This is a genomic window from Streptomyces sp. NPDC001480, from assembly GCF_042894725.1.
Classification (GTDB): domain Bacteria; phylum Actinomycetota; class Actinomycetes; order Streptomycetales; family Streptomycetaceae; genus Streptomyces.
In genome coordinates, this window is the sequence record NZ_JBIAVX010000002.1 from 108550 (window position 1) to 129581 (window position 21032).

The 21032-nt window shown below is 71.6% G+C and carries 17 protein-coding genes; 8 read left to right on the forward strand and 9 right to left on the reverse strand.

All coding sequences use genetic code 11. The features are described 5' to 3' along the window. Positions 1-772 precede the first annotated feature (772 nt). Complete coding sequence (locus ACFY01_RS04360) at positions 773-1870, forward strand: chemotaxis protein (protein WP_390734139.1); 1098 nt, start codon at positions 773-775, stop codon at positions 1868-1870. Positions 1871-1956: 86 nt separating this feature from the next. Then, complete coding sequence (locus ACFY01_RS04365; RefSeq protein WP_390734140.1) at positions 1957-2964, forward strand: Gfo/Idh/MocA family protein; 1008 nt, start codon at positions 1957-1959, stop codon at positions 2962-2964. Between the two features lie 23 nt (positions 2965-2987). On the opposite strand, the gene ACFY01_RS04370 is transcribed toward ACFY01_RS04365, so the two are convergent. Beyond that, positions 2988-3401, reverse strand: coding sequence for an SsgA family sporulation/cell division regulator (locus ACFY01_RS04370; RefSeq protein WP_390734141.1), 414 nt, complete (start codon positions 3399-3401; stop codon positions 2988-2990). Between the two features lie 508 nt (positions 3402-3909). On the opposite strand from ACFY01_RS04370, the gene ACFY01_RS04375 reads away from it, so the two are divergent. Next, the gene (locus tag ACFY01_RS04375; RefSeq protein WP_390734142.1) at positions 3910-5355 is read left to right on the forward strand and encodes a PP2C family protein-serine/threonine phosphatase; all 1446 of its coding nucleotides are present in this window, start codon (positions 3910-3912) and stop codon (positions 5353-5355) included. 12 nt (positions 5356-5367) lie between these two features. Here the strand turns inward: ACFY01_RS04375 and ACFY01_RS04380 are convergent, their stop codons facing one another. Then, positions 5368-6864 carry a hypothetical protein gene (locus tag ACFY01_RS04380; protein ID WP_390734143.1) on the reverse strand — a complete coding sequence of 499 codons (1497 nt, stop codon included), beginning with the start codon at positions 6862-6864 and terminating at the stop codon, positions 5368-5370. Positions 6865-7136: 272 nt separating this feature from the next. On the opposite strand from ACFY01_RS04380, the gene ACFY01_RS04385 reads away from it, so the two are divergent. Together ACFY01_RS04385 and ACFY01_RS04390 are read left to right on the forward strand one after the other, a co-directional pair. Further along, the gene (locus ACFY01_RS04385) at positions 7137-8282 is read left to right on the forward strand and encodes an aminoglycoside phosphotransferase family protein (RefSeq protein WP_390734144.1); all 1146 of its coding nucleotides are present in this window, start codon (positions 7137-7139) and stop codon (positions 8280-8282) included. A 267-nt stretch (positions 8283-8549) separates the two neighbouring features. Then, the gene (locus ACFY01_RS04390; protein WP_390734145.1) at positions 8550-10538 is read left to right on the forward strand and encodes an N-acetylmuramoyl-L-alanine amidase; all 1989 of its coding nucleotides are present in this window, start codon (positions 8550-8552) and stop codon (positions 10536-10538) included. A gap of 27 nt (positions 10539-10565) precedes the next feature. Here ACFY01_RS04390 and ACFY01_RS04395 read toward each other — a convergent pair whose 3' ends face one another. The 6 genes from ACFY01_RS04395 to ACFY01_RS04420 all read right to left on the reverse strand — a co-directional run bounded on the left by ACFY01_RS04395 (position 10566) and on the right by ACFY01_RS04420 (position 15486). Then, the gene (locus tag ACFY01_RS04395; protein WP_390734146.1) at positions 10566-11063 is read right to left on the reverse strand and encodes a hypothetical protein; all 498 of its coding nucleotides are present in this window, start codon (positions 11061-11063) and stop codon (positions 10566-10568) included. Between the two features lie 129 nt (positions 11064-11192). Then, positions 11193-11435 carry a DUF397 domain-containing protein gene (locus tag ACFY01_RS04400; RefSeq protein WP_132855509.1) on the reverse strand — a complete coding sequence of 81 codons (243 nt, stop codon included), beginning with the start codon at positions 11433-11435 and terminating at the stop codon, positions 11193-11195. Positions 11436-11516: 81 nt separating this feature from the next. After that, complete coding sequence (locus ACFY01_RS04405) at positions 11517-12683, reverse strand: thiolase domain-containing protein (RefSeq protein ID WP_390734147.1); 1167 nt, start codon at positions 12681-12683, stop codon at positions 11517-11519. Further along, on the reverse strand, positions 12680-13729 hold the full coding sequence (locus ACFY01_RS04410) for a thiolase domain-containing protein (RefSeq protein WP_390734148.1): 1050 nt from the start codon (positions 13727-13729) through the stop codon (positions 12680-12682). The genes ACFY01_RS04405 and ACFY01_RS04410 overlap by 4 nt, the downstream gene beginning before the upstream one ends. Further along, complete coding sequence (locus ACFY01_RS04415) at positions 13726-14667, reverse strand: Zn-ribbon domain-containing OB-fold protein (RefSeq protein WP_390734149.1); 942 nt, start codon at positions 14665-14667, stop codon at positions 13726-13728. The genes ACFY01_RS04410 and ACFY01_RS04415 overlap by 4 nt, the downstream gene beginning before the upstream one ends. 18 nt (positions 14668-14685) lie before the next feature. Continuing rightward, complete coding sequence (locus ACFY01_RS04420) at positions 14686-15486, reverse strand: crotonase/enoyl-CoA hydratase family protein (RefSeq protein WP_390734150.1); 801 nt, start codon at positions 15484-15486, stop codon at positions 14686-14688. 180 nt (positions 15487-15666) lie between these two features. Here ACFY01_RS04420 and ACFY01_RS04425 point away from each other — a divergent pair, with 180 nt between their 5' ends. The 3 genes from ACFY01_RS04425 to ACFY01_RS04435 all read left to right on the forward strand — a co-directional run bounded on the left by ACFY01_RS04425 (position 15667) and on the right by ACFY01_RS04435 (position 20286). Then, a complete protein-coding gene (locus ACFY01_RS04425) occupies positions 15667-17277 on the forward strand; it encodes an acyl-CoA synthetase (protein WP_390734151.1) in 1611 nt (536 codons plus the stop codon). A gap of 149 nt (positions 17278-17426) precedes the next feature. After that, entirely contained in the window at positions 17427-19322 is a 1896-nt protein-coding gene (locus ACFY01_RS04430; protein ID WP_390734152.1) for a sulfatase, read from the forward strand. 301 nt (positions 19323-19623) lie between these two features. Beyond that, a complete protein-coding gene (locus ACFY01_RS04435; protein WP_390734153.1) occupies positions 19624-20286 on the forward strand; it encodes a Tn3 family transposase in 663 nt (220 codons plus the stop codon). 10 nt (positions 20287-20296) lie between these two features. On the opposite strand, the gene ACFY01_RS04440 is transcribed toward ACFY01_RS04435, so the two are convergent. Then, on the reverse strand, positions 20297-20959 hold the full coding sequence (locus ACFY01_RS04440; RefSeq protein WP_369362126.1) for a response regulator: 663 nt from the start codon (positions 20957-20959) through the stop codon (positions 20297-20299). Positions 20960-21032: the final 73 nt, after the last annotated feature.

Consider the following 21032-nt stretch of genomic DNA (forward strand, 5'->3'; position numbering starts at 1 on the left):
CACCGCTCTTCGGCGACGAGATCCAGGATGTGCTCACAGCCCCGCACGGCGACGTCAGGGGCCGGGGCACGTCAGACGGCAAGTCGGGCGTGGCGGCGGGCAGCGGGCGGCAGGCGCGTCCAACCGGACCGCGCTCGCGCACGCCGACGAAGCCCCGGCCCCGACACGCCACCACTCACCGGGGCAGAACCGCCCGGGCAGCCCGCGCCCGCCGCCCGGCTCACGCCGCAACGCCCGCAAGCCGCGGGGACGCACCGACCGCGGCTCACCCCCGCAGCCGTGTGCCTGCCGATCCCGCCGGGGTGCACCCCGACCCGGCCCGGTCCGGCCGGAAGCGCTCGGCCATCCACCGACCGGCCCGCCCCTCGACGGAACTCTCGGGAACGCGCCCGCCCGAGGCTCGTCCGCGCGGCACGGCTGTCGGCCGCGGCGGAGTGCACCGTGGCCGACCGGGCGCGGGCAGAGCCGCTCGGCGGCCGGTCTCGGTCGAGGGGCACGGCCGGCAGAGCCGCGGCGCAGCGCCGGGCGCCGGCCCGCGGCGGATCCGGTGGGCCCGGTCGTCAGTCCGGCTCGACCACCCCCGGCACTGCCGCCGCCGGAGCCCGGGCCCCGCGGCGCCGGCCAGGAGCCGCTCCCCCGCGTTCAGGCGGACGGCCGCATCGCCGCCGCCGACGACCGTCCGGCCGGTCGCGGCCACCGTCTCGTGCCATCGCAGCCGACAGGTCCGATCACCCCGAATGCCCGATAAGCGAATCAGTCCTATGGTGCTGTCATGGAGCACGCACTCAGTCCCGCGACCCTTGCCGAGCTGCGCCGTCCGCGCCCCTACCCGGCGGTCTCCGTACTGACGCCGACGCACCGGCGCGAGCCCTACAACACCCAGGATCCGGTCCGGCTGCGCAATGTGGTGGCCGAGGCCAAGAAGAAGCTGGAGGCCGACCCCGCGGTCACCCGGGAACGGCGGGTCGCGGTCGTGCAGGAGCTCGACCGGGCACTCGCCGAGGTCGACCTGGCGCACGCCGAGGACGGCCTGGTGATCTTCGCCGCGCCGGGTGAGCACCAGGTGTGGTCGCTCGCCCGGGAGGTGCCCGAGCGGGTGGTGCTCTCGGACACCTTCCTGACCCGCAACCTCGTCTCCGCGCAGGCCGCGGAGCGGCCGTTCTGGGTGCTGTCGGTCTCCGCGGACCGCGTCACACTGTGGCGAGGCGCCGGTGACCGGATCGTGGAGGACCGCTCCGGCGGATTCCCGCTGGCCCGTGGCCGGGAGAACTTCGACGCCGAGCGCCAGGAACGCATCGGCGACCTGCCGAGCACCTTCCGCGACGAGGACACCCGCCACTTCCTGCGCGAGGCGGACACCGCGATGACCAAGGTCCTGCGCGAGCAGCCCCACCCGCTGTACATCACCGGCGAGGACGCGGCGCTGTCCCTGCTGGACGAGGTCGGCGGCGTGGCCGGGGGCGCCGTTCAGGTGCGACACGGCGGCCTCGCGCAGTCCGGTCCCGAAGCGGTGTGGCAGGCGGTGAAACCGGTGCTCGACGCACAGGCCAGGAGGGACACCGCCGCCGTGGCCCGGGAACTGGACTCGGCGCGCGGCCACCGCACCTTCGCGGCCGGCGTCGACGAGGTCTGGCACAGCGCGCGGGAGGGCCGCGTCCGGCTGCTGGCGGTGGAGGAGAACTACCGCGTGACGGTCCGCGACGAGGGCGTCGACCACCTCGTACCGGCTGTGAGCGGCGACCTCGACGCCCGCGAGGACATCGTGGACGAGATCGTCGAGCAGTGCCTGGAGACCGGCGCCGACGTCCGCTTCGTCCCCGACGGCACCCTGGGCGACGAAGCCGGCATCGCGGGCGTACTGCGCTACTGAGCCACTGAGTCACCGAGCCACTGATCCATCCGGCCGGACGTGTGCCTACGCTACCCCGGGACCTTTGACGGCGAGGGAGTGCACACGTGGGTGACCTGCTGGGCGTGGCTGTGCTGGGTGCGGGGCACATGGGGGCCGACCACATACGGCGCCTGGACCGGGTGGTGAGCGGGGCCAGGGTCGTCGCGGTGGCCGATCCCGACACCGCCCGGGCGCAGGAGGCCGCGGCCGGGATCGCCGGGCTCTCGGTGCACGCCGAGGCGGAGGCCGCCCTCGGCGCGCCCGGCGTGGACGCCGTGCTGATCGCCTCGCCCGGCCCGGCGCACGAGGAGGCGCTGCTCGCGGCCTTCGCGCGCGGGCTGCCGGTGCTGTGCGAGAAGCCCATGGTGCCGGACTCCGCCGGGGCGCTGCGCGTGGTGGAGGCGGAGGCGCGGCTCGGCACGCGGCTGGCACAGATCGGGTTCATGCGGCGCTACGACGGCGAGTACCGGCGCCTGAGGGTCTTGTTGGACAGCGGGCGCCTGGGACGGCCGCTGATGCTGCACTGCACGCACCGCAACGTCTCCTCCCCGCCGGACTTCACCAGCGCCATGCTGATCAACAGTTCGGTCTCGCACGAGATCGACGCGGCCCGCTGGCTGCTCGGGCAGGAGCTCACGGCCGTGACCGTGCTGCGCCCGGCTTCCTCGGCGGGTGCCCCCGGGGGCCTGCTCGACCCGCAGTTCGTGCTGTTCGAGACCGAGCGGGGCGCTCTGGTGGACGTGGAGGTCTTCGTCAACTGCGGCTTCGGCTACCAGGTCCGCTGCGAGGCCGTATGCGAGTCGGGCAGCGCGCGGATCGGCGACGAGCACACGATGGTCGTCACCAGCGGGGGCAACGCCCGCGAGGACGTCGCACAGGACTACCTCGTGCGGTTCGCCGACGCCTACGACCGCGAGGTGCAGGCCTGGGTGGACGCCACCCGGCGCGGCGAGGTCACCGGTCCCGGCGTCTGGGACGGCTATGCCGCGTCCGTCGTCGCCGAGGCCGGGGTGCGGGCGCTGGAGAGCGGGGGCAGGGTCGCCGTGGACCTCGCCCCGCGCCCGGCACCGTAGGCGGCAGGCCGGGCCACGGGCGGTCACACGCCGCCGAAGAGGGCGCTGAGCCCGCGCTCGACCACCGCTTCGACGTCCTCCTGTCCGGCCGCGACCACGGCGTAGCTGCGCAGCAGGAACCGGCGCAGCGCGGGCGTGCCGAACTGCAACAGGGCGACGCCGTAGGGCGAGTGGAACTCCAGGACCGTACGCGTCGGCCCGCAAGGCCATATCTGTACGTCCCCGCGTCCGGCCGGCGCCCCCAGCCCCTCGTCCAGCAGGGAGCGGGCGAAGGTCCAGGTGGCGCCTTCCCCGTCGAGCGTCGCCTCGGGCGGGAAGTCGATGAACACGGCGAGCGGATCCTCGGTGGTGTACCGGAGGGTGGCGGTCACGGGGACCTCGTGGTCCCCGGCGGTGATCAGGCGGACGAGGGCGGGCTGCGTGAAGGTGAAGTCCATGCCTTTAGGACCTCGCGGAGGCGGTTCGCATTACGCGAATCAGCGACCGATTCCGTGTGACCTGCATCACTGTCCCGTGGGGGGCGGGACGATTTCCGCCATGCCCCGACGAGGCCCGGCGGGCCCTCGCGACCGGCGACTCCGCCGCCCATCACCGTCCTTCCGGGTCACCCCCGCTCCGACGCACCCCGCCGGCGCCCGTCGCGGTTGGCCGGGTCCGGTCCACAGCGACGCGGCACCATGGAACACAGGAGCGTCGAACACTCGCCTGGGCGCTACACGGCGAGCTTCCCCGGTCGATCAAGTCACGTACTTGTTCTACGACTTGTCCCGTCGGCCGCCTACGCCATAAAGGCCTGCCGACCACGCATTGGAGACTCTGGCATATGCCAGAAGCACCACCGGATCGTGTGTTGCCAAATCCCTTACAGGGCGTCGCTCGCTGTGCAACAGTCGTAACGGTCCTTCCGCCAGCCCTGGCCGTACCGTCCCCGCATCGGAGTGCGTCATGCCGTCCCATCTCTCCGCGGACCACCCCGCCGCCCAGCCACCAGGCCGAGGCTCGGTCGATGCGTTGATCTCGCAGACCCGGCGGCTCAAGGGCGATGTGAACGCGGCACGGGGGGACGCACAGGAGGAGGGTTCCGACCCGCAGGAACGGTGGCAGCGCGCCCTGTACGACCTCGCGCTGCACCAACTGAGCGACCTGGACGAGCACTTGGCGCAGCTTCGGGACGGCCCGGCACCCGCGCCCCCCGCCCCGGACGCGGTCGAGCCCGCCGGGCACGCCAGCGCCGCCGGCACCGCCGACGGCGCGCCGAGCGGCTCGCTGCTGAGCCGGGTCGGCAGCGCGGAGTGGGACCTGCTGACGGACGAGGCGAGTTGGTCCGGCGAGCTGTACCAGATCCTCGGCCTCGACCCGGCCGCAGCCGCGCTCACCCTGGACGAACTGCCGTCGCTGGTCCTCGACGAGGACCGCCCGAAGCTGACGGCGATGGTGACGGACTGCCTCGTCGACGCCCGACCGATCGACGGGGAGTTCCGTGTCGTACGGCCGGACGCGTCCGTCCGCACCGTGCACATGATGGGTGAGCCCGTGCTCGACTCCGACGGCAGCACCGCCTCGATGTGGGCCGTGCTGCGGGACGTCAGCGAACTGCGCCGCCACCGGCGGACGGTGCGCGAGACCCGTGACTCGTTGCACCGCCACCAGCAGCGGGCACAGACCGAGCACCGGCTCGCGGCCGAGCTCCAGGAAGCCGTGCTGCCGCCCTGGCGCGGCCCCCTGCGGCTCCCGCGCCGGGGACCACGGACGCTGGACCTGGCGGCCCACCACCTGCCGTCCGCGACGAGCTCACCGATCGGCGGCGACTGGTACGACGCGCTCGAACTGCCGGACGGCGAAACGCTGCTCAGCGTCGGCGACCTCACGGGGCACGGCGTCGCCGTCACCTCGGGCATGGCGATGCTGCTGGGCGCCCTGCGGGGCATGGCGATGGCGGGCACCCAGCCCGGCCAACTGATGGCATGGCTCAACCAGTTACTGGACGCCACCGTGCAGCCGGCCCTCGGCAGCGCCGTCTGCTGCCGCTACCGGCCCGCCACCCGCACGCTGGTATGGGCGCAGGCAGGTCACCCCGCCCCGCTGCTGTACCGCGACGGGACGGGGCGCACGCTGCACGCACCGGACGGCGTCCTGCTCGGCGCCACCACCGGGGCCACCTACGGGCAGGCCGAAGTGACCCTCGAACCCGGAGACCTGCTCCTGCTGCACACCGACGGACTGGTGCCGGGGCACGTGGGAACGGCAGCCGTGGACCGCCTCCTCGACCTGGCTCCGCGCCTGGGCACGGTGCGCACCGCGCAGGACTGCCTGCGCGTGGTCGTGGAGGAATGCGGCGAGACCGAGCGTCAGGACAACGCCTGCGTGCTCATCGCCAAGGTGAGTGACTGAGATAAAAACAGGCTAGGCCTGTGCGCTGTCGATGCCGCTGCCCTTGGTCGTCCTGGGCAGCGCGAGCCTGATCTCCTCCCGCAGCTCGTGGATCTTCGGATAGCTCGCGTACTCGCCGGTGAGCCGGTACATCTCGCGCAACCGGTCCCAGGTGCGGTGGGAGGAGTTCGAGCCCATCGACACCAGGGCCAGGCGCGCGTACCGGTCCGCCTGTTCGGGGTCGTCGGCGATGAAGCACGCCGAGGCCATGGACAGGAAGTCGAAGATCTTCGACCGCTGGCGTCCGTCGACCCTGAGGGCCAGGGCCTTCTCCGCGTAGTGCTGGGCGTGCGCGGCCGCGCTCGGGTCGTGCTCCGCCAGCGTGCGGTAGGCGAGGGCCTGCATGCCGTACAGGTCCTCCTCCTTGAACATCTGCATCCAGCTCGGTGGCGGCACGTCGCCCTTGTCGGAGACGAAGAGGTCCTCCGCCTGGCCGAGGGTGCGGCGCATCGCCTGGCCCTTGCCCATGGATGCCTGCGCCCAGGCCTCGATGGTGTAGAGCATCGCCTTGGTGCGGGGCAGCACCTCGTCGCCCGAGCCGGACCGGGCGAGCTTCATCAGGTCGAGTGCGTCGTCGGGCCGGCCGAGGTGCACCATCTGGCGAGCCGCCCGGGAGAGCGCCTCCCCGGCGCGCGGCCGGTCACCACCCTCACGTGCGGCATGGGCGGCGATGACGAAGTACTTCTGGGCCGTCGGTTCCAGGCCGACGTCGTGGGACATCCATCCCGCGAGGACGGCGAGGTTGGCGGCGACGCCCCACAAGCGCCGCTGGAGATGGTCCGGGTGGCGGTAGGCGAGCATGCCGCCCACCTCGTTGAGCTGGCCGACCACCGCCTTGCGCTGGAGCCCGCCACCGCGGGCCGCGTCCCAGGCCCGGAACACCTCCACCGAGCGCTCCAGTTCCTCGATCTCCTGCGACCCGATGGGAGCGGCCTCGTAGCGGTCGTACCCAGCGGGGTCGGCGTGCAGGGGGTCGTCGAGGACAGGGGCGTCGGCCCTCAGGGTCGGATCGGAGTGCAGCCAGTCGTGCATGGCGCTGCTGAGTGCGGATCCCGCGGCGAGCGCGGCGCCCGCGCCCACCAAGCCGCGTCGGTTGAGCATGAGGTCCATTCCCGTGAATTCGGTGAGGACCGCGGCGGTCCGTTCGGGCGCCCACGGCACGCCGTCGGGATGTTCCGCACTCCCGCCGCCAGGCCGTTTCCCCGTACGCCCGTGCCGTACCAGACCGAGGTCCTCGATGGTCACGACACGGCCGAGACGCTCGGTGAACAGGGCCGCCAGCACCCGCGGCACCGGATCGCGCGGGATCTCTCCCGTGTCGATCCACCGCCGCACCCGGGAGGTGTCGGTCGACAGCTGGGGGTGGCCCATGGCCGCCGCCTGCTTGTTGACCAGCCTCGCGAGTTCGCCCTTGGACCAGCCGGCCAGGCCGAACAGGTCCGCGAGGCGGGTGTTGGGTTGTCCGCTCACGTCAAGCCCCCAGGTTCTCGGCTGAGTTGACAGTAGCCCCGCGGAGGTTGCCGGGCGACTATTCGCCACGGTTCGCCAGGGTGCGCCAGATGGTGTGCCACTGGGCAACGGGTGTCGAGTAGGAACGCGCCACCCCGACCCGGTTCGCCGCTTCATATGACGGACGCATTCCCCAGGATGCGCCCGGGCGACCGGGCAGCGTCCGGGCCGGGATGCGCGCAAGGACTCACCAAGGCAGGCACCGCAGGCACACGAAGGGATCTGTTCCGCCCATGTACGCAGCATCGTCCTCCGTGTCCGCCCCGCCCCGGCCGCTGCGTCCCCGCCCGGCGGGCAGCGGCCCCTATCTCGACCCCGGGGCGCGTCCGGGACCACCCGTGCTCGGCGCGGGCCGGCCGCGGCGCGCCGGGAGCCCGGGCACCCAACCGCTCAGCGGGAGACTCGACTTGTCCGGCCCACAGGGCGCGCAGTTGCGCACCGCGATCGCCTCGGTGCACCGGATCTGCCCGGAGTTCGCTCCGGTGCAGGTGCTGCGCCGCAGCGGACGGTCCGTGCTCCTCGTCGGGACGACGGGGCGCAGCACGGCAGTGGCGAAGTGTCTTCTGGACCACTCCCCCGCCTGGGCGGAGCGGACCAGGCACGAAATAGCCGCATACCGCTCGTTCGTCCGGCACCGGCCGCCGATCCGGGTGCCGAGACTGATCGCGGCGGATCCGGACAACTGCACCCTGGTCATCGAGCGGATGCCGGGCCGGGTGGCGGCGCTGCAGCGGCACCCGGCGGAGGCCCCGCCCCGGGCGGACATCCGGGCGGCCCTGGCCGCGATCTGCCGGCTGAACACCTGGCGTCCCCCGGCGGACACGTTCGACAAGCCCTTGGAATACGCGGCCCGCATCTCCCGGTACCACGAGCTGGGGTTGCTCACCGACCGGGACCTGGGCGACCTCCAGAAGCTGCTGCACGACATCGCACACGCGGTGGGTCGCCAGGGCATGTGGCAGTTCTGCCACGGCGACGCGCTGCTGTCGAACATCCTCCTGTCACCGGCCGGTCCAGTGCTGGTGGACTGGGAGCACGCGGGCTGGTACCTGCCGGGGTACGACCTGGCGGTGCTGTGGTCGGTCCTCGGGGACGCCCCGGTGGCCCGGCGGCAGATCAGCCAGATCGCCCAGGCGGCGGGTCCGGCCTCGCGGGACGCCTTCCTGGTGAACCTGATGCTCGTACTGACGCGTGAGATCCGTACGTACGAGACGGCCGTGCAGCGCTCGATGCACGACACGGCCCCGGCGGCACCGGGAGCAGTGGCCCACCCGGGTGCTGCGCCGTCCGGCGAGGAACAGCGGCTGCTGCTCAGGCGGCTGCACGACGACTGCCAGCTCGCCCGCAGGGCGGTGCGGGCGGCGGTCGGCACTCGCTGACGGGGACACGAAGGTCCGCGGTGCGCCAAGAGCGGCGGCGCACCGCGGACCTTCGTGTGCCTCCGGCTCCCTGGGGCCCGCAGTGGTGTATTCCACTGACGCCCCGCAGGCCCGCGCGCGTGCGCCGCGAAACTCCCGCATCCCCCGTGTGACATGGGAAATCTCCTCCCTCCAGGCATGATTGACGGATCGTCGGCCAGCCGGTACCACTGACCCACCGTTCGGCCCCGCACGCCCCGTCACGCTCGCCCGTTCCTGGAGGCCGCATTGCGAGGATCCGCCAACGACCCGACGCCCGCACCCGCGCCCGAACACGGACGCGGAAGCAGACGCAGGCGCGCGACGGGGGTCGCCGTCGCCTCCGCCGCCCTCCTGCTCCCGCTGCTGGGCGCGACCCCCTCCCAGAGCGCCACCGAGTCCGCCACCGGCCGGCTGCAACACGCCTTCGCCTCCGCCGCCGCCGAGTACCACGTGCCGCAGAGCGTCCTGCTGGCCGTCTCCTATCTCCAGTCCCGCTGGGACACGCACGCCGGGGCGCCGAGCGTCACCGGCGGCTACGGCCCCATGCACCTGACCGACGCGCGCGCCGCGCTCGCCACGGTGCCGCACCACAGCGAGGGCACCGAGGACGCCCGTGGTGACACCGCCCGCGCGGCCCTGCACCCGACCGCGCGGATCCCGGCGGACTCCGCGCTGCCCGCCCGTCTGAGGACGCTGCCGAAGGCGGCGGAACTGACCGGGATCCCCGCCGCGGAGCTGCGCACGGACCCGGAGGCCAATGTGGCGGGCGGCGCCGCCCTGCTGGCCGCCGCCCAGAAGGACCTGGGCGAGCCGCCGAGCGCGGACCCGGCCGAGTGGTACGGCGCGGTGGCCCGCTTCTCCGGCGCGGACGACACGGCGACGGCGGCGGCGTACGCCAACGACGTGTACGACGTGCTGCGCACCGGCGAGGAGCGCACCACGGACGCCGGGCAGCGTCTCGCCCTGGCCGCCCAGCCGCGGATCGGAGCGGACACCGCCCAGCTGCGGCGGACCGGGCTGCGTACGGTCTCCGACGACGGCACGGAGTGCCCGAGGAAGGTGTCCTGCGAGTGGATCCCGGCACCGTACGCCGAGTTCGGGGACAACGACTACGGCAACCACGACCTGGGCGACCGCCCGGCGTCGCAGAGCATCAAGTACATCGTCGTCCATGACACCGAGGGCACCTGGAACGGAGTCCTCAACCTGGTCCAGGACCCCACCTATGTGTCCTGGAACTACACGATCCGCTCCACCGACGGTCTGATCGCCCAGCATGTTAAGGCGAAGGACGTGGCCTGGCACGCGGGGAACTGGTACGTCAACGCCAAGTCGGTGGGCATCGAGCACGAGGGCTTCCTCGCCGCGCCGGACGCCTGGTACACGGAGGCGATGTACCGGTCCTCGGCCCGGCTGGTGAAGTACCTGGCGAAACGGTACGGCATCCCCCTGGACCGGCAGCACATCCTCGGCCACGACACCGTTCCGGGCCCGACCACGTCCAGCATCCCCGGCATGCACACCGATCCTGGCCCGTACTGGGACTGGCGGCACTACTTCGAGCTGCTGGGCCGCCCGATCCACCGCACCGCGGGCAAGGAGGGCGGGCTGGTGACGATCCGGCCGGACTACGCGGCGAACCAGCCGGTGTACACGGGCTGCGTGACCAAGGGCGAGCCGTGCGCGGCGCACGGCTCCAGCGAGGTGCGGCTGCACTCCGACCACGACGAGAGTTCGGCCCTGATCAAGGACGTCGGTCTGGGTACGGACCCGACCACCGGGGTCAACGACCTGTCCTCGCGGGTGTCCACCGGGCAGCAGTTCGCGGTGGCCGACCGCTGGGGCGACTGGACGGCGATCTGGTACCTGGGCCAGAAAGCCTGGTTCCGCAACCCGAGGCACGAGCCGACGGCGGTCAACGCCGCCGGCCTGGTCGTCACGCCGAAGGACGGTGTGACCGGCGTGCCGGTGTACGGCCGCGCCTACCCGGAGAAGGAGGCGTATCCGGCGGGGGTGCCGGTGCAGTCGGTGTCGCCGTTGCCGTACACGCTGCCCGCCGGCCAGCGGTACGTGGTCGGTGACGTGGTGCCGGGAGAGTACTACTACGCGGTCACCTTCACCACCGACTCGCACCGGGTCGTGACCGGCGAGGACCTGTACTACGAGATCCAGTTCGGCCACCGGGTGGCGTTCGTGCGCGCCGCCGACGTCGAGGTGGAGCCGTCCACCCGATAGCCGGTTCCCGAGCCGGTTCCCGGGCTGTCAGCCCTGCTGGAAAAGCTCCGCCGGGAGCGGCTTCAGCAGGGCGTACAGGTCGTCCGTGATGGGTCGGTCCCAGGCGGCGATGGTGACCAGGACGCCGTCGCTGCGGTCGAACTGCACGCAGGAGATCCGGCTCTCGGAGAGCTTCAGCCGACGCACGATCAGGAGGTTGTCGCCCTGGAGGACCGGCATGTCCTCGGTGTCGGTGACCGTCACCTCCTCGTCGTTCTCCAGCGCCAGCAGCAGCTGGGCGACCTCGAAGGGGATCTCGGTCTCGGCGACCTCGCGGGCCGGAGAGCCCTGCGGCAGGTTGCCGATGATCATGGCGGGGCCTCGGCCGCCGAACAGGTCGTAGCGCAGGAAGACGCCCTGGCAGCTGCCGTCGGGGGCAGGCAGCAGTCCGGCGCCCAGATTGCCGGGCCAGTCGCCCGGGTCCATGGCCAGTACGTCGAAGTCGGGCCCGGCGGGAGTGGCACTGCGGCGGCGGAGGAACGACATGCGGCCATGGTACGTGCCCGGACGCGTTCGGCGCCGCGTGGGCGACGTCTCGTCCTCCCCCGGAAGGCCGCCGTCGACCGCGCCGGCCACCGGCGGCCCTCGTCCCTCGGTCGTGCCCCGGGTCGTGGCCTAGGTGAGGTCGAACTCTCCCTCCCTCGCCCCGGACACGAAGGCGCCCCACTCGGCGGGGGTGAAGATCAGGGAAGGGCTCTGTGGGCGGCCGCTGTTCCGCATCGCGATGAATCCCTCGACAAAGGCGATCTGGACATCTCCCGCGCCTCGGCTGCTGGACTGCCATTCGGCGTTGCTGAGGTCCAGCTCCGGCTTGTCCCAGCCCATGAGCGGCTTCTGCTGGGTGGTGCTCTCGGCCACGTCCGTGCTCCTCCCGGTTCGTCGTCCGCGGCCAGCCTAGCGATCGGTTCCGACCGCCGACAGGCCACGTGAGCGGGACTTTCAGGAGTCGGGCGGTTCGGAGCCGACGAGCCACATGGAGAAGAACTGCGATCCGCCGCCGTAGGCGTGCCCGAGCACCTTCCGGGCCCGCTCCACCTGGTGTTCTCCGGCCTGTCCGCGTACCTGGAGGGCGGCCTCCGCGAAACGGATCATGCCGGAGGCGCCGATGGGATTGGTGGACAGCACACCGCCGGACATGTTGACGGGCAGGTCCCCGTCGAGTTCCGTCACGCCGGACTCGGTGAGCTTCCAGCCCTCGCCCTCGTCGGCGAAGCCCAGGTTCTCCAGCCACATGGGCTCGTACCAGGAGAACGGCACGTACATCTCGACGGCATCGATGTCCCGGCGCGGGTCGGCGACGCCCGCCTGCCGGTAGACGTCGGCCGCGCAGTCCTTGCCGGCCTGCGGGGAGACGAAGTCCTTCCCGGCGAACAGGGTGGGCTCGCTGCGCATGGCGCCGCCGAGCATCCAGGCGGGGGGCCGGGGCGCGCGGGCCGCGCCGGCCCGGTCGGTGAGGACCATCGCGCAGGCGCCGTCGGAGGACGGGCAGGTCTCGGAGTAGCGGATCGGGTCCCACAGCATCGGGGAGGCCTGGACCTTCGCCAGGGTGATGTCGTGTTCGTGGAGGTGGGCACAGGGGTTCTTCAGCGCGTTGCGCCGGTCCTTGTAGGCGACCAGGGAGCCGACGGTGTCGGGGGCTCCGCTGCGCCGCATGTAGGCGCGGACGTGCGGGGCGAAGAAGCCGCCCGCGCCGGCCAGCAGCGGCTGCTGGAAGGGGATGGGCAGGGACAGTCCCCACATGGCGTTCGACTCGGACTGCTTCTCGAAGGCGAGCGTCAGCACGGTGCCGTGCACCCGGGCGGCGACGAGGTTCGCGGCGACGAGGGCGGTCGATCCGCCGACGGAACCAGCCGTGTGCACCCGCAGCATCGGCTTGCCGACCGCGCCGAGCGCGTCGGCGAGGTACAGCTCGGGCATCATGACGCCCTCGAAGAAGTCGGGTGCCTTGCCGATGACGACGGCGTCGATGTCGGCCCAGGTCAGCTCGGCGTCGTCCAGTGCCCTGCGCGCCGCCTCCCGGACGAGTCCGGCGATCGACACGTCCCGGCGGGCCGCCACGTGTTTGGTCTGGCCGATCCCGGTCACGGCCACGGGCTCCTTGCTCATCGGGCATCCCCCTCCAGTACGGCGACCAGGTTCTGTTGCAGGCACGGGCCGGACGTGGCGTGCGCGAGCGCCCGGTCGCTGTCGCCGCGGTGGATGCGGGCGGCGGCCTCGCCGATGCGGATGAGCCCGGCGGCCATGATCGGGTGGGCGGCGAGGGCTCCTCCGGAGGGGTTGACGCACACGCTGTCGTCCAGCCGCAGCGCCTTGCGCAGCACGACCTCCTGCGAGCTGAACGGCGCGTGCAACTCGGCGGTGTCGACGGGCCGTTCGAAGGCGCCGGCCTTTTCGGCGGCCAGCCGGGCGGACGGCGAGTCGGTCAGGTCGCGGACGCCGAGGCCGTGCGCCTCGATGCGGTGGTCGATGCCCCGGATCCAGGCGGGCCGCGCGCACAGCTCGCGGGCCCGGTCCCCGGCCGCCAGGATCACGGCGGCCGCGCCGTCGCCGATGGGCGGGCAGTCGCCGGTGCGCAGGGGCCGTACGAGGTACTCGCCCTGCGGTACCGGACCCCGCAGTTGGGCGTGGGCGTTGCCGGTGGCGTCGGCCCGGTTGCGGGCCCCGATCGCGGCCAGCGCGGGCTCGTCGGTCTCCCCCGCGTCGATGAGCGCCTGCGCCTGGAGGGCGGCCAGGGCGACGGAGTCGGGCCACAGCGGGGCGACGTAGTACGGGTCGAGCTGCCGGGTGAGTACGTCGCGCACCGAGCCGGGCGAGGACTTGCCGTACGAGTAGACGAGCGCGGTGTCGGCGTCCCCGGTGAGCAGCTTGGTCCAGGCCTCGTACAGCGCCCACGCGCCGTCCATCTCGACGTGCGACTCGGAGATCGGCGGCCAGGCGCCCACCCCGTCGAGGGCGAGGGTGAAGGAGAAGGCGCGGCCGGCGAGGTAGTCGCTGGAGCCGGAGCAGGTGAAGCCGATGTCGGCGGTCTTCAGGCCGGTCCGGTCGAGCACGTCGTGCAGCACCGGCATGAGCATCTCCACCTCGGAGAGCTCGTCGCTGGTGCGCCGGTGGTCGGTCTGCGCGAAGGCGACGACCGCGATGTCCCGCGTCATACCAGCTCCTTGTAGGTCTCGTAGTCCGCGTCGGGTTCGCCGGTGGGCCGGTAGTGGTCGGGGTAACGGGCGCCCTCGGTCCACACCGGCTCCACGCGCAGGCCCATCCGCACCTGGTCGTACGGGATGCCGCCGATACGGGCGTGCAGGGCGAGGTCCGCGCCGTCGAGGGCGATGTGCGCGTAGACGTAGGGCACTTCGATGTCCAGGTTCTTGGCCTTGATGTTGACGATGCAGAAGGTGGTGACCGTGCCGCGCGGACCGACCTCGACCTGTTCGGCCGTGGCGACCCCGCAGGTGGGGCAGGCGCCTCTGGGCGGGACGTACACCTTGCGGCAGGAGGGGCAGCGTTCCCCGAAGGTCCGCTGCCCGGACAGCGCGTGGATGTAGGCGGACTGGGCGCGGCCGGGCGAGTAGGTGTAGTCGAGGCGGGCGGGGGCGATGATGCCGGTGACCGGTTCCTCGAACTCCCCCGCGTGCACGGTGATCTCGGTGTCGTCACCGTCGTACGGCTCGAAGCAGGCGATGTCGGTGATGGCGCCGGAGCGTTCCTCGGCCCAGCGGATCCGGACCCGCATGCCCGTGTGCACGGCGTCGGGGCCGGGGGCGTCGAGGGCGTGCAGCAGGGCGGTGTCGGCGCCGTCGAGCCGGACCAGGACCCAGGCGAAGGGGGTGGTGAGGGGCTGGCCCCGGCGGGGTGCGTGGTTCCAGGCCCAGGTGGTGACCGTGCCGGTGGTGGCCACGTGGACGAGGTCGCGGATCTCCTCGGCGGTCACGGGGTCGTACTCGACGGGCGGCACGAGTGTGCGTCCGTCACCGGTCCTCACCCCGAGGACCAGGCGTTCGCGCAGGCCGGTCAGGAAGGCGCTCTGGACGGGTCCGAGGGAGCGGGTGAAGGGGAACTCGACGACGAGGGGGGCTTTGAGGACTGCTGGCATGGGGGCTCTCCTCGGGGGTCAGACGCGCTTGTAGACGGGGGGCCGCTTCTCCGCGAAGGCGCGGGCGCCCTCCTTGGCGTCGGCGGTGTCGAAGACCGGCCAGCCGCGCTTCAGTTCGGCGGCCAGACCGTCGGTCTCGGTCATCTCGGCGGTCTCGTACACCGACGCCTTGACGGCCTCGACGGCGAGCGGGCCGCAGGCGTTGATCTGTTCGGCGATCTCCAGGGCCTTGGCGAGCGCGGTGCCGTCGGGGACGACATGGCCGACGAGTCCGATGTCCGCGGCCTCACGGGCGGCGTACGGCCGTCCGGTGAGCAGCATCTCCAGGGCGTGGGTGCGCGGGATCTGGCGTTGCAGCCGGACCGTGGAGCCGCCGATCGGGAACAGCCCGCGCCTGACCTCGAACAGGCCGAAGGTCGCGGACTCGCCCGAGACCCTGATGTCGGTGCCTTGCAGGATCTCCGTGCCGCCCGCGACGCAGGGGCCCTCAACGGCGGCGATCACCGGCTTGCGCGGGCGGTGGTGCCGCAGCATCGCCTTCCAGTGCAGGTCGGGGTCGGCCTTGAGCCGGTCCCGGTGGTGCTGCCCGACCATGCCCTTGCCGGCCAGCGCCTTGAGGTCCATCCCGGCGCAGAAGGCGCCGCCGGCTCCGGTGAGCACGATGGAGCGGACCGCGTCGTCCTCGTCGGCCTCGAGCCAGCCGTCGTACAGGCCGACGAGCATCGGCAGCGAGAGCGCGTTCTTGGCCTCGGGCCGGTTGAGCGTGAGCACCAGTGTGCCGCCTTCGCGCCGCACGGTGAGGTGTTCGGTTCCACCCATCGCCCATCTCCCCTCTGACAGAACGAGAACAGGTTGCAGTAGTGGAGGGGTCACTTCAAGGGTTTTCTGACAGACAGTCAGATTTCTGGGCCCGAACCCTTCACAGTTGCGGCGCCCTTTGCTCTGATGACCGGCGAGCCGACAGATGCCAGGTACGACTGCCCGGGGTCAGGAGGAGCGGTGGAGTACAACCTTGCCGACCTGTTCGAGTCGGTCGTCGACGTGGTCCCGGACCGCGAGGCGCTCGTGTACCTCGACCATCCCGGCACCGGTGCCGAACGCCGTCTGACGTACGCGGAGCTTGATGCGGCCGCGAACCGCGTCGCCCACCATCTGATCGACAGCGGGATACGCCCCGGTGAGCACCTGGGACTGCACCTATACAACGGCGTCGAGTACCTCCAGACGGTGCTGGGCTGCCTGAAGGCACGTGTCGTCCCGGTCAACGTCAACTACCGATATGTGGAAGAGGAGTTGGTGTACCTCTACCGGGACGCCGATCTGGTCGCGCTGGTCTTCGACGCGGAGTTCGGCGACCGGGTGGCGGCGGCGCGGCCACGTGCGCCGAAGCTGCGGCATCTGCTGAGCGTGGGAGGACCGGCCGAGGTGCCCGGCGCCGTCCCGTTCGCCGCGGCCGAGGCCGCCGGTTCACCCGAGCGGGGTTTCCCGGCCCGGTCGGGCGACGACCAGTTCATCATCTACACCGGTGGGACGACCGGCATGCCCAAGGGTGTGATGTGGCGTCAGGAGGATCTGTTCTTCTCCGGGCTGGGCGGCGGGGCGCCCACCGGTGTTCCGGTGCGAAGGCCGAAGGAGCTGGCCGAGCGGGTCGCCGCGGGCGGCTCGGGGATCACCTTCTTCCCCACTCCCCCGCTGATGCACGGCACCTCCACCCTCACCGCGTTCATCGGCTTCAACTTCGGGCAACGGGTCGTCATCCACCGCAAGTTCGTCCCCGAGGAGGTGCTGCGGACGGTCGAGAAGGAGCGGGTCACCAGCATGTCCCTGGTCGGCGACGCGATGCTGCGCCCGCTGATCGACGCGCTGAACGGGCCCATGAAGGGCACCGACTGCTCCTCCGTGTTCAGCGTCTCGTCCTCGGGCGCGATCATGTCGGAGACGGTGCGCCGGCAGTTCCGGGAGCTGGTCCCGAACGCCATGCTGCTGAACAACTTCGGCTCCTCCGAATCCGGGTTCAACGGAACGGCGACGGAGGACTCCGGTCCCGAGCGCGGCTTCCGCATCCGCGTCAACTCCCGGACCCGGGTGGTGGATCCGGCCACCCACGAACCGGTCGCGCCCGGCGAGACCGGCCGCGTCGCGCAGTGCGGGCACGTACCGCTCGGCTACTACAACGACCCGAAGAAAACCGCGGAGACCTTCTTCGAGAAGGACGGCCGGCGCTGGGTGCTGCTCGGCGACATGGCGACCGTCGACGAGGAGGGCGTCGTCACCGTCCTCGGGCGCGGCTCCCAGTGCATCAACACCGGCGGCGAGAAGGTCTATCCGGAGGAGGTCGAGCAGGCACTCAAGTCGCACCCGGACGTGTACGACGCCCTGGTGGCCGGGGTGCCGGACGCCACCTGGGGCAACCATGTCGCGGCGGTGGTGCAGTTGCGCGAGGGCGCTGCCCGGCCGTCCCTGGCCGACATCCAGGTGCACTGCCGTACCCATCTGGCCGGGTACAAGGTCCCGCGCCAGCTGGTGATCGCGGAGTCCATCCAGCGGTCGCCCAGCGGCAAGGCGGACTACCGGTGGGCGCGGGAGGTGGCGGTGGCGGCGGACCGGTAACCGCGGGCGGTGCCATCCGGGTGATCGTGGCGGCGTACCCTGTGCGCGGCCGGCCTCCGCTTTGAACCAATGGTGACGGCCGGTCGTACGGGGGATGACGGAACAGCCTCCGTCGAACCAGCACGGGTTACGCACGGAAGGACCTTCGGGTGTCGCACCTCACGCCCCCTCGCCAACTGCCGGACGACGACGCGGGTCCGGATCCCGACGCGACGGCGACGGACGGGCCCCGGGAGGACTCCGGGACAGCCGAGCAGACCGGGGCGGACGCGAGCCCCGGCACCGGGGAGCGGGCGGAGGAGTCGGCCGGCGACGAGGAGCCCGGCGAGCCTGCCGTGGAGCCTGCCGTCGAGCCCGCTGCTGACACCGCCTCCGCCGCCCGCCCCGGCTGGTTCGGCTGGTTCGGCTGGCGCCGTCGTCACCCCCTGGCCGCACGTGTCGTACGGGTGGGCACGACCGTCCTGGCCGGTGCGCTGGTGCTCACCGTGCTCCTCGTGCCCAACCGCCTCGACTGGATGTCCGTCCAGGCGTTCCTCCGCCTCCCGGTCGAGGGGGTCTTCCTCGCGGCCGTCCTGCTCGCACTGCCGGCCAAGGCGCGGCGGATCACGGCCGGGGCCCTCGGGGTCCTCCTCGGACTGTCCGCCGTCCTGAAGTGCCTCGACATGGGCTTCCGCCAGACCCTGGCCCGGCCGTTCGACCTGGTCTTCGACTGGGTGCTGCTGAGCGACGGGGCGGACTGGGTGAAGGACTCGTTCGGGCGCTCGGGCGAGATACTCGCGGTGGTCGGGGTGATCGTGCTGGTCATCGCCGTGCTCGCGCTGAGCGTGCTCGCGACGATGCGGCTGGCGAGTGCGCTGGCCCGGCACCGCACCGTGGCCGTACGCGCGACGCTGGTCCTGGGTGTCGTGTGGGTCATCTGCTTCACCATGGGCGTGCAGTTCGGTGGTGTCACCTTCGCCACCAAGGGCTACGCCCAGTACCTCTCCAACCGGGTGCAGTACGTTCGCGACGGCCTCGGCGACGCCGATGTCTACAAGAAGCAGATGGCCGTCGACGCCTTCGCCCACACCCCGTCCGACCAGTTGCTGACCGGGCTGCGCGGCAAGGACGTCATGCTCACCTTCATAGAGAGCTACGGCCGAGTGGCCATCGACGATCCGACGATGGGACCGGAGGTCGACGCGACGCTCAAGGCGGGCGGCGCCCGGCTCGAGGCGGCCGGATTCTCGGCGCGCAGCGGCTGGCTCAGGTCGCCCGTGACGGGCGCCGGCAGCTGGCTCGCCCATTCGACGTTCCTGTCCGGCACGTGGGTCAAGAACCAGCAGCGGTACCGGTCCCTGACCACCAGCGACCGCGCGACCCTGACCAGCTACTTCCAGAAGACGGGCGCCTGGCGCACCGTCGGCGTCGTCCCGGGCGTCCGGAAGCCCTGGCCCGAGGGCAAGTACTTCGGCCTCGACCACATATACGACTCGACGCACCTCGGCTACCAGGGCCCGTACTTCAGCTGGACGCCGGTGCCGGACCAGTTCAGCCTGGAGGCCTTCCAGAAGCTGGAGCACGGCAAGAAGAACCGTGACCCGATCATGGCGGAGATCATCCTCGCCTCCAGCCACAACCCCTGGTCCCCCATCGCCCACATGATCGACTGGAAGGACCTCGGGGACGGTTCGGTCTTCTACAAGATCAAGAAGGAGGGCACGGACCCCACGGAGGTCTGGAAGAGCGCGAAGCGGGTGCGGACCGAGTACCGCAAGGCCATCCAGTACTCCCTGGACAGCCTGACCCAGTGGGTCCAGCGCTACGGCGACGACAACACCGTCCTCGTCTTCCTCGGCGACCACCAGCCCGTCCCCACGGTCACCGGGGGCAGCGCCGACAGGGACGTACCCGTCACCATCGTCGCCCGCGACCCGAAGGTGCTGGACCGCATCTCCGACTGGGGCTGGACGGACGGCCTCAAGCCGGCCGCCGACGCGCCGGAATGGGCGATGAACAAGTTCCGGGACCGCTTCATGACGGCGTACGGCCCGAACGGGGGCTGAGCGGGGTCTCGCCGGCGCCGAGGAAGCCGGCGACCCGGCGCACGAACCACTCTCCAGCAGGTCGACACCGGCGGACCGGCGCGGACCGCCCGGGCGACGGCCGCCGCGCTGACGAAACAAACCCTGGACGCGCTGGAGGGCCTGGAGGAGGAGGCAAGTGCGGCCGAGGTCGCCGAGCTGCTGGGGGGTAAGGTCTCGCCCGCATTCTTGCAGCTGGCCGAGGGGCTGATGGTCCAGTCGAACGGCCTCGGCTCGCTGCTGTCCGCGGCAGACCGGCTTGGCGGGTTCGAGGCCCACTCTGATGCCCAGGATCCGCAACTGGAAGGACTGCCTGTTCTTCCGCCCGTCCCGCAGCACCGTCTACGAGCACATCGACGCTCTGTTCGGCGAGCCGGGACGTAACGTGATCGACTGGGAGCTGATCGAGACCCACTTCAGGGACTTGATGAGGGTGACCGTCTCGGTCCGCGAGGGCACCATCTCCTCCACCCTGCTGCTCGAGCGACTGCGCTCCGGCTCCCACAAGAACGCCACCTGTACCGCCTTCCGCGAGGCCGGGCGGGTGATTCGTACCGTCCGGCTGCTTCGGTACCTCTCGGACGCGCCGCTGCGCGGCCGGGTGACGGCCGCGACCAACGAGGTCGAGGCGTTCAACGGTTTCAGCGACTGGGTGCGGTTCGGCCCGGTCGAGCAGGAGAAGGACGTGAAGTTCACCTCTTTGCCCGCCAACCTGCTGACCTTCCACAACACCCTCGACATCGCCGACGTGGTGAGGCAGTTGCAGGCCAAGGGTTGGGTCATAGACCCGCTGGACCTGGCCCAGATCTCGCCTTACCTGACGGAGCACGTCAACCGTTTCGGCGTCTGCTCCACCCATGAGACAGGGGTCACCCCGGAGGACTACGACACCCACCTCGACGTCGACTTCAGCGTGTTGGGGGACGAGCAGGCCCCAGCGGCATGACCCGCATGCTTCATCGAGGCAGGGTGACGAGCCCCATCTCATAGGCGGTGATGACGAGCTGGACCCGGTCCCGGGCGCCCAGTTTGGTGAGCAGCCGTGACACGTGCGACTTGGCGGTGGCCACCGTGATGAAGAGGTCCTCGGCGATTTCGGTGTTCGACCGGCCGCGTCCGACCAGGGTCAGCACTTCCCGTTCCCGCTCGGTGATGCCCTCGACCGGCCGTGGGGAGCGCTCCGGGACAGCTGCGGGGCGGCCGATGAAGTCCGCGATCAGACGGCGTGTCACACCCGGCGCGATCAGTGCGTCGCCCGCGGCGACCACGCGGATCGCCGCGAGGATGTCGTCCAGCGCCATGTCCTTGACCACGAAACCGCTCGCGCCGGCCCGGAGCGCGCCGTAGACGTGGTCGTCCTCGTCGAAGGTGGTCAGGACGAGGACGCGTGTGGCTGCCGGACCGGCCGTGATCTGGCGGGTGGCCTCGATCCCGTCCATGCCGGGCATCCGGATGTCCATGACCACGACATCGGGGCTGGCGTCCCTGACCAGCTGGACGGCCTCGGCGCCGGTGGCGGCTTCACCGACGACCTCCAGGTCGCTGTGATCGGCCATGAGCACGCGTAGGCCGGACCGCACCAGGGGCTGGTCGTCGGCGAGCACAACGCGGACGGTCACTGGTGGACCCTCCTCTCTGCGGGCTCTGAGAAGGTGCCCACGGTTAGATGCCGGTGAGAGCCGGGGTGACGGC

What these genes read in the sequence shown, in the direction of transcription:
- ACFY01_RS04360 (WP_390734139.1), top strand. Translation starts at nt 773, where the DNA reads ATGGAGCACGCACTCAGTCCCGCGACCCTTGCCGAGCTGCGCCGTCCG.
- ACFY01_RS04370 (WP_390734141.1), bottom strand. Translation starts at nt 3,401, where the DNA reads ATGGACTTCACCTTCACGCAGCCCGCCCTCGTCCGCCTGATCACCGCC.
- ACFY01_RS04375 (WP_390734142.1), top strand. Translation starts at nt 3,910, where the DNA reads ATGCCGTCCCATCTCTCCGCGGACCACCCCGCCGCCCAGCCACCAGGC.
- ACFY01_RS04385 (WP_390734144.1), top strand. Translation starts at nt 7,137, where the DNA reads ATGTACGCAGCATCGTCCTCCGTGTCCGCCCCGCCCCGGCCGCTGCGT.
- ACFY01_RS04395 (WP_390734146.1), bottom strand. Translation starts at nt 11,063, where the DNA reads ATGTCGTTCCTCCGCCGCCGCAGTGCCACTCCCGCCGGGCCCGACTTC.
- ACFY01_RS04405 (WP_390734147.1), bottom strand. Translation starts at nt 12,683, where the DNA reads ATGAGCAAGGAGCCCGTGGCCGTGACCGGGATCGGCCAGACCAAACAC.
- ACFY01_RS04410 (WP_390734148.1), bottom strand. Translation starts at nt 13,729, where the DNA reads ATGACGCGGGACATCGCGGTCGTCGCCTTCGCGCAGACCGACCACCGG.
- ACFY01_RS04415 (WP_390734149.1), bottom strand. Translation starts at nt 14,667, where the DNA reads ATGCCAGCAGTCCTCAAAGCCCCCCTCGTCGTCGAGTTCCCCTTCACC.
- ACFY01_RS04420 (WP_390734150.1), bottom strand. Translation starts at nt 15,486, where the DNA reads ATGGGTGGAACCGAACACCTCACCGTGCGGCGCGAAGGCGGCACACTG.
- ACFY01_RS04435 (WP_390734153.1), top strand. Translation starts at nt 19,624, where the DNA reads ATGCCCAGGATCCGCAACTGGAAGGACTGCCTGTTCTTCCGCCCGTCC.